At 73.0% G+C, this 6,747-nt stretch carries 8 protein-coding genes and 1 pseudogene; 3 read left to right on the plus strand and 6 right to left on the minus strand.

Going from position 1 to position 6,747, the window contains the following annotated elements:
* Positions 1-33: 33 nt before the first annotated feature.
* From BN12_RS26735 to BN12_RS16735, 3 genes and pseudogenes are all read left to right on the plus strand, one after another.
* Positions 34-297: pseudogene (locus tag BN12_RS26735) on the plus strand (aminotransferase class I/II-fold pyridoxal phosphate-dependent enzyme); the annotation flags it as partial.
* A 58-nt stretch (positions 298-355) separates the two neighbouring features.
* Positions 356-1,084, plus strand: a complete 729-nt coding sequence (locus tag BN12_RS16730) for a pyridoxal phosphate-dependent aminotransferase (protein WP_268807036.1) — start codon at positions 356-358, stop codon at positions 1,082-1,084.
* 21 nt (positions 1,085-1,105) lie between these two features.
* A complete protein-coding gene (locus BN12_RS16735; protein ID WP_048554243.1) occupies positions 1,106-2,071 on the plus strand; it encodes an acyl-CoA thioesterase in 966 nt (321 codons plus the stop codon).
* 120 nt (positions 2,072-2,191) lie between these two features.
* Here BN12_RS16735 and BN12_RS16740 read toward each other — a convergent pair whose 3' ends face one another.
* From BN12_RS16740 to BN12_RS16765, 6 genes are all read right to left on the minus strand, one after another.
* Complete coding sequence (locus BN12_RS16740) at positions 2,192-3,136, minus strand: TolB family protein (protein ID WP_162233097.1); 945 nt, start codon at positions 3,134-3,136, stop codon at positions 2,192-2,194.
* A gap of 7 nt (positions 3,137-3,143) precedes the next feature.
* The gene (locus BN12_RS24640) at positions 3,144-3,977 is read right to left on the minus strand and encodes an SGNH/GDSL hydrolase family protein (RefSeq protein ID WP_048554247.1); all 834 of its coding nucleotides are present in this window, start codon (positions 3,975-3,977) and stop codon (positions 3,144-3,146) included.
* The gene (locus BN12_RS24645) at positions 3,974-4,717 is read right to left on the minus strand and encodes a TolB-like translocation protein (protein WP_048554249.1); all 744 of its coding nucleotides are present in this window, start codon (positions 4,715-4,717) and stop codon (positions 3,974-3,976) included. Before BN12_RS24645 ends, BN12_RS24640 begins: the two co-directional genes overlap by 4 nt.
* Positions 4,678-6,078 (minus strand): right-handed parallel beta-helix repeat-containing protein, encoded by a 1,401-nt coding sequence (locus BN12_RS16755; protein ID WP_048554251.1) that lies wholly within the window; start codon positions 6,076-6,078, stop codon positions 4,678-4,680. The genes BN12_RS24645 and BN12_RS16755 overlap by 40 nt, the downstream gene beginning before the upstream one ends.
* A 100-nt stretch (positions 6,079-6,178) precedes the next feature.
* Positions 6,179-6,400, minus strand: coding sequence for an RNA polymerase sigma factor (locus tag BN12_RS16760; RefSeq protein WP_048556521.1), 222 nt, complete (start codon positions 6,398-6,400; stop codon positions 6,179-6,181).
* A 76-nt stretch (positions 6,401-6,476) separates the two neighbouring features.
* On the minus strand, positions 6,477-6,747 hold a 271-nt coding region (locus BN12_RS16765; RefSeq protein ID WP_048554253.1), incomplete at its 5' end, for a helix-turn-helix domain-containing protein.

Consider the following 6,747-nt stretch of genomic DNA (forward strand, 5'->3'; position numbering starts at 1 on the left):
CCCTCCGGGGTGCAGGCCGCCTACGAACGCGCCGTGGAACAGCTGCCGTGTCACCTGACCCGGTCCGGCTACCACCTCCTCGGGCTGCCCGAGCTGCGCGAGGCGATCGCCGGGCGCTTCGCGGCTCGCGGCGTCCCGACGACGAGCGACCAGGTCATGGTCACCTCCGGCGCGGTGACCGGCCTCGCGGTCGTCGTCCGCGCACTCCTCTCGCCGGGCGACCGGGTCGTCGTCGAGTCCCCGACGTACCCGAACTCGCTGGAGCTATTGCGCGGCAACGAGATCCGGACCGTCGCCATACCTGTCGAACCCCACGGCTGGGATCCGCGGCACCTCGGCGGGGGCCGCGCTGCTCCTGCCGGACTTCCACAACCCGACGGGCAACCTCATGTCCGACGGCGAGCGCTCCGCGGTCGCCGAGGCCCTGCGGCGGGCGGGCACGAGGCCGATCGTCGACGAGACGGTCGCCGAGGTCAACCTGGTCGGCGAGCCACTCCCCCGGCCCTTCTCCGCATACCACCCCGGGACGATCACCGTCGGGGGCGCGTCGAAGGTCTACTGGGGCGGCCTGCGGATCGGCTGGCTCCGCGTGCCGGGCGCCCTGATGGACCGTCTCGTCGACGCGCGGACGACCGTGGATCTCGGCGCGCCGGTCCTCGAGCAGCTGGCCCTCCTCGAGCTGCTGCGCACGCAGCCCGGGCTGTCGGCGGACCGCCGAGAGGGACTCGTCGCGGCCCGGGACGCGGTCGCGCAGGCTCTGCGACGTCGCATACCGGAGGCGGAGTTCGGTATGCCGAGGGGCGGACTGTCCCTCTGGGTGCGGCTGCCCGACCTCAGCGCCACCGAGGTGGCCCTCGCCGCCGAGGCGGAGGGGCTGCTCCTCGCGTCGGGACCGCGGTTCGCGGTGACGGACGGTCTGGACCACTGGCTGCGCCTCCCCTACGTCCTGCCCGTACCCGAGCTCGTCGAGGCCGTCGAACGGCTGCGTCGGGCGATCGATCGGGTCCGGGCCGACCGGGCGAGCCGACCCCGCCGGACGACGACCCGGCCGAGGACACGGCCCGCCCGGCCCCTCGTCGCCTGACGGCTTCAGTAGAGTCGGCCCGTGCCCAACGACCCTGCGGCGAGCGACGACGCTCGCGCCCACGTCGACCGTCTGCTCGCCCTCCTCGACCTCGAGGAGCTCGGCTCCGCCGAGGTGACCATCTCCAGCGCTCCCGATCCCGAGTCCCGGCTCGGGGACTTCACGACGACGGTCTTCCTCGGCCAGAGCCACAAGACCCCGCACGGGAGGATCTTCGGTGGGCAGGTGCTCGCGCAGTGCGTCATCGCGGCGGGCCGGACCGTGACGCCGGCGCCGGACGAGCCGGCTCGTCCGATCCACTCGCTCCACGGCTACTTCATGCGGCCGGGTGACGACCGCATGCCGATCCGGTTCTCCGTCGAGCAGATGATGGACGGCCGCTCGTTCAGCACCCGCCGCGTGCACGCGATCCAGTACGGCCGGCCGATCCTGTCCATGTCGGCCTCCTTCCAGGTCCCGGCGACGGGGGGCCTCGACCACCAGGACGACATGCCCGAGGTTCCCGCGCCGGAGAGCCTGACGCCCCTCACCGAGGCCTTCGCCGGCCGACCCGACGACCCCCGGTCGAGCTACGTCGCACAGCGGGCCGTCGACCTGCGGCACGTCGAGGGACACGTCTCGTATGCCCGGCCCGACGTGGAGCGCACGGCGCACCAGCACGTCTGGATGCGGGCCATCGCCTCCCTTCCCGACGACCCGCTGCTCCACGCGGCCGTCCTCACCTACGCCTCCGACTACGGCATGCTCGAACCCTCGATCCGACGACACGGCCTGGCCTTTGACGACCGCCGGCTCCGGGTGGCGAGCCTCGACCACGCGATGTGGTTCCACCGGCCCGTCCGGATGGACGAGTGGGTGCTCTTCGACCTCGTGTCGCCCTCGGCCCAGGGCGGCCGGTCCCTCGGCCAGGCCGGCGTGTACTCCGCCGACGGCCGGCGGGTCGCGACCGTCATCCAGGAGGGCATGACCCGCGTGAAGGACGCCTGACCCCGTCCGCCTCCTCCCGGTCGAGCGGGCGTGTCGGCCCTTCACGGTCCGTGACCGGCTCGGCATCCCGGACGTCGGGCCCAGGTTCCTGCATAGGGTCGTCGCGATGCGGGCGACGGATCACCACGACGGGTAGTTGACGAAGGTGGGGGTCTCGTCGATGACGAGCCGGACGTGACGGCCCTGGCCGTCGGTGCGGCAGATCTTGTCGACGTGGGAATGGAGGTCGTTGCAGCCGACGAGGATGGCGTCGCCATCGGCGGACCAGACGGACTTGTAGAACTGGTACCGGGCCGTGGCGGGGATGAGGCTGCTCAGGCCGGTGCCGTCGGGGTGGACGCGCAGGATGCTCTCGGCGCTCCCGGGCTCGGTCGTGAAGGCGATCCACCGGCCGTCCGGCGACCAGTCGGGGTGCTGGGCGCCGGTGCGGGCCGGGGCGACCTGGTGCTGGTGGGAGCCGTCGGCGTCCATGACCCACACGCCGGCCTGCTGCACCCCGGCGCCGTTCACTCCCGTGATGCGCACGAACACGATGCGTCGGCCGTCCGGGGACCAGTCCGGCTCGACGTCGAAGCCCTGTGTGGTCAGCCGCCGGGGACGCGTGCCGTCCGCGTGGATGACCCAGATGGAGGTCGAGAACCCCTCCTGGTCGGGGGTCAGGTCGGAGGCGTCGTATGCGATGAGCCGGCCGTCCGGAGACCACCGCGGCACCTCCTGGATGCCGGGGCCGAAGGTCAGCTGGCGCCGATGGCCGCCCTGGGGGTCGGTGAGGTGGAGGTGCTCGTCCGCACCGTCGAGGGCGTCGTAGGCGATGGTCCGGCGGTCGGGAGACCAGTCGCTGAACCAGCTCACCGCGCGACTCAACCGGATCCGGTGGGTCCCGTCCAGCCGTGCCGACCAGAGGCTGAAGTCACCGAGCTCGGGGTCGTACCGGCCGAAGGTCAGCTGCTGGGTCGAGCACGACGGCGCCGCATTCGCACCCGTCGTGACGATGAGCACCGCGGTGACGGCACCCACGAGGGCGAGCAGCGTCCGGGATCGGCGGTGGCGCGTCATGGCATTCATGGGAGTCCTACTGCAGTGGGTCGAGACCGGTGCCCAGGAGGACGCCGGCGATGAGCAGCTGCCCGGTGACGTTGGGGTGGACATGGTCGTCCACGACGTAGGGCAGGTCGAAGGTCGTGCCGCGAGGGCCGTTGAAGGCGTGGTAGACGTCGGCGCACGGCACGTCGTGTCTCGCCGCGACGGCACAGATCGCCCGGCTGTAGGTGTCGACGACGGCCTTGCTCACCGCGTCCCCGCCGGGCGGGTACGCGAGGGGGTCCTTCATGGTGTCGTTGTGGAAGGTGGTGACCCGGATCGCCGTCGGCCGCCCCGTCCTCAGCGCGGTGACCTCGTCGAGCACGGCGTCCAGGTTGCGCCGCATCCGGTCGGCGGTCCTCGCCACGCAGGCGTGGGTGTAGCGGTCCCAGTTGGCCTGCTCGTCGGAGTCGCTGCCGTCGCACGGGTCGTCGCTCGACACCCACGGCGTGTCGTTGTGACCGATCGTCACGGTGACGACGTCCGCGCCGGCGATGGCGCGACGGAGCGCACGGTCGTGCCGGACGCTCGCCAGCAGATCGCGGCTGCCGATGTCCGGTGCCGCCGCGTTGACGACGTCCACGGGGCGCCCGGTCAGCGCCGTGATGGCCGAGCCGTAGTACGCCGGATAGCCGATGCAGCCGGTGCAGTCCCACGGTCGGGGCATGGCGAGAGAGTCCCCGAGGGCCACGAGCCGCCAGGCCCGAGGGGCACTCGCGTCGCCCGCAGATGACGCCGTGGCCGGCGATGCGGCCGTGGCCCACGCGAGGAGTGCGGCGACGAGGCCGGTGAGGGTGGGCTTGGCGAGCCGGAACGGCCGTCTCATGGGTGACCTCCTGGGGGAACGATCTCCGGGTAGCGTTTGACATCGTGGGAGCCGAGCAGCAGCCGTAGCCCGGAGCCGTCCGCGTCGAGCAGGTAGAGCGCGTTCTCCGGGTGCTGGAACTCGTCGTCGGTCGGGTCGAGGGCGACGATGATGTGGCGGCCGTCCGCGGTCCAGGTCGGCGACACGGGGTGCCGGCCGGCGGGGTCCCGGAAGAGGATCCGTGCGCCCGTCCCGTCGGGGCGGACCGTCCACACGGCACCGTTCGGACGCAGTCGCTCGGTGGCGAACAGGATGCGCGATCCGTCCGGTGACCACCGCACCCACGGCGCCGGCGGCGCGGTGGTCGCCGTGACCCGGTGCGCCCCCGCCCCGTCGATGCCGACGACCCAGAGGGAGCCGTCGAGATCTCCGTTCTCGTCGCCGTGCGTCGCGCGGAACACGACGAGCCGCCGGCCATCGGGCGAGTAGTCGAGCGGGATGTCGTGCGCGGCGCCGTGCCGGGTCGTCACGCGGCGCAGGTCGCCGCCGTCGCTCGCTCGGGCCGTGTAGACCCCGGTGCGTGCCGGGTCGGTGTCGTCCCAGCCCTCGAAGGCGATGCGGGTGCCGTCGGGCGACCATGCCTGGGGAACGAGGTTGAGGGTGGGGTCCTGCAGCGGTATGCGAGTGAGCCGGTGGGTGCGGAGGTCGAGGATCTGTCCGGTCACCGGGACGCCCGGGTCCCCGCCGGGCATGACGAGCATGCGCCGCGCGTCGAGCGCGAGCCGGTCCAGGCAGCACAGGCTCCGGGCTCGGTGATCTGGTGCGCGCCTGACCGGTCGGCGCCCCACACCGCCTGGACGTCGCCGGCGCCTGCCGTCATGTAGACGAAGGACTCCACACGCGGCCCCGTACTCCGACAGGCGACGCCGAGGCACGGCACGAGGCTGCCGGTCCGGAGCGCCCGGTTCCCGCCGCCGTCCGCGACACCGGGTACCGCCTCGATGGCGAGGTTGCCGCTCCCGACGACCGTATTCCCCGCCACCCGGGTGGTCTCCAGGCCGCTCGAGGCGCCGCCGATCCGGATGCCGTCGTCGCTGAAGCCCGTGACCCGGTTGGCGATCACGGCCGTCCTCAGCACGGTGCCCCCGCCTTCCGGCCCGACGGTGATGCCGTCGACGCTGGCGGGGCCACCCCGCACGACGTTGTCGCGGACGTCGTTCCCGGACACCGGCGTATGGCCGGCCTCCTGGAAGTCGTCCACCTCGATGGCATACCGGACCGAACCGGTGACCCGATTGGCAAGGACGTCGTTGCCGCTTCCGTAGAGGGAGATGCCGATGCCGTCCGGAGCTGTCAGTCCCGTGATGACGTTGTGCCCCACCGTGTTCCGGTCCGCGCCCTCCAGGCAGATGCCGCAGGCGGCCCCTCTGATCGTGTTGCCCGAGACCCTGCCGCCGGTGGCGAAGGTCAGCTCCACTCCCGCGAACGAGCTGTCCGTGACGACGTTGTCCGCGACCGTCGCGCCGGCGGCCGTCACGGCGACGCCACTGTGGCTCTCTCGCATGACGTTGCGCACGACCCGCGCCCGGGACGAGTCGACGACGAGGACGGCCGCGCCACCCGCCGCGTCGCCGATCGCCACGAACCGGCTGTCCTCGATCCTCGCGTCGTGTGACCCGTCGGCGACGGCGACGCCCCGGTGGGTGTCGCCGACGGTCACCTCGGTCACCGCGAGGCGGGGCGCTGACGAGCCCCCGATGCCCACGTCGAACCGCGAGACCGTGCCGTGGACGATGCGGACGTCACGGTGGCCGACCACGCGGATGCCGGTGTCGGCGTCCGGCGACCCCGCCCGGCCGTCCCCGGAGACGGTGTGCCCGCCGAGGTCGACGGTGACACTGTCGGCGCCGACGACGAGTCCGTCACCGTGACATCCCCTGAGATCGGAGGACAGCGTCACATCCCGGGTCACCACCGCGCCGCAGCCGAGGGCTCCCCCGGAGGGCCCGGCGGGCGGTCCATCGGCGAGGGAGAGCCCACCGGCCAGGAGGACGGGGAGGACGGCGGCGAACGCCCCAGGACGCCGCCCTCCGGTGGAGATGAGACGTTCCCGACACCCCATGGTCGGCCCACTCCGACGCCTCCCGCGCCCGCGGGGACTGCGTGCTCGGCTCATGCGGGCCACTGTGGCGCGGCCACGCCACGAGGGCACAGGTAGTCGGCTACTCGAACCCGTCGCCGGCCTCCAGCGCCGCCCGCAGCTTGGACTCGGCGATGCGCAGGAGGCTGCGGACGGCGCTGACATCGACGCCGAGCGCGAGGCTCAGCTCACGCTCGGCGGCGCCCCCGTCGCGCAGCCGCAGGGCGAGCGCATACGGTGCCGGCAACCTCTCGAGGGCCCGCTCGTATCGCGCTCGGGACGGCGACTCCTCCGCAGGGCTCACGGGACCAGCCTGCACCGGGCGGCCCACCGTGCCCCGCGTGGTCGGGTACTCGCCCTCTCGACCGCGGAGCCGTCGGCTACTCGAAGAGCTTGGCGTAGTCGGCCCGGTGGTCGATGCCGAGCTTCGCCGCCGCGCGGTAGAGGTGTCCCTCGACGGTGCGCACCGACACGACGAGGCGCTCGGCGATCTCCTTGTTCGACAGCTGCTGAGCCGCGAGCGCGACGACCTCCCGCTCCCGGCTCGTCAGCGGGAGGGGCCGCACGGCCACCTCCAGGGCCGGCGTCCGGACGCCGTCGCACGCCGCCTGGAGTCGCGCGGCACGCTCCCGAGCGCCGAGCTCCGAGCCG

Origin of the sequence: Nostocoides japonicum T1-X7 (genome assembly GCF_001046855.1) — a bacterium.
Classification (GTDB): domain Bacteria; phylum Actinomycetota; class Actinomycetes; order Actinomycetales; family Dermatophilaceae; genus Nostocoides; species Nostocoides japonicum.

What these genes read in the sequence shown, in the direction of transcription:
- BN12_RS24645 (WP_048554249.1), bottom strand. Translation starts at nt 4,717, where the DNA reads ATGCTCGTCATGCCCGGCGGGGACCCGGGCGTCCCGGTGACCGGACAG.
- BN12_RS16755 (WP_048554251.1), bottom strand. Translation starts at nt 6,078, where the DNA reads ATGGGGTGTCGGGAACGTCTCATCTCCACCGGAGGGCGGCGTCCTGGG.
- BN12_RS16740 (WP_162233097.1), bottom strand. Translation starts at nt 3,136, where the DNA reads ATGAATGCCATGACGCGCCACCGCCGATCCCGGACGCTGCTCGCCCTC.
- BN12_RS24640 (WP_048554247.1), bottom strand. Translation starts at nt 3,977, where the DNA reads ATGAGACGGCCGTTCCGGCTCGCCAAGCCCACCCTCACCGGCCTCGTC.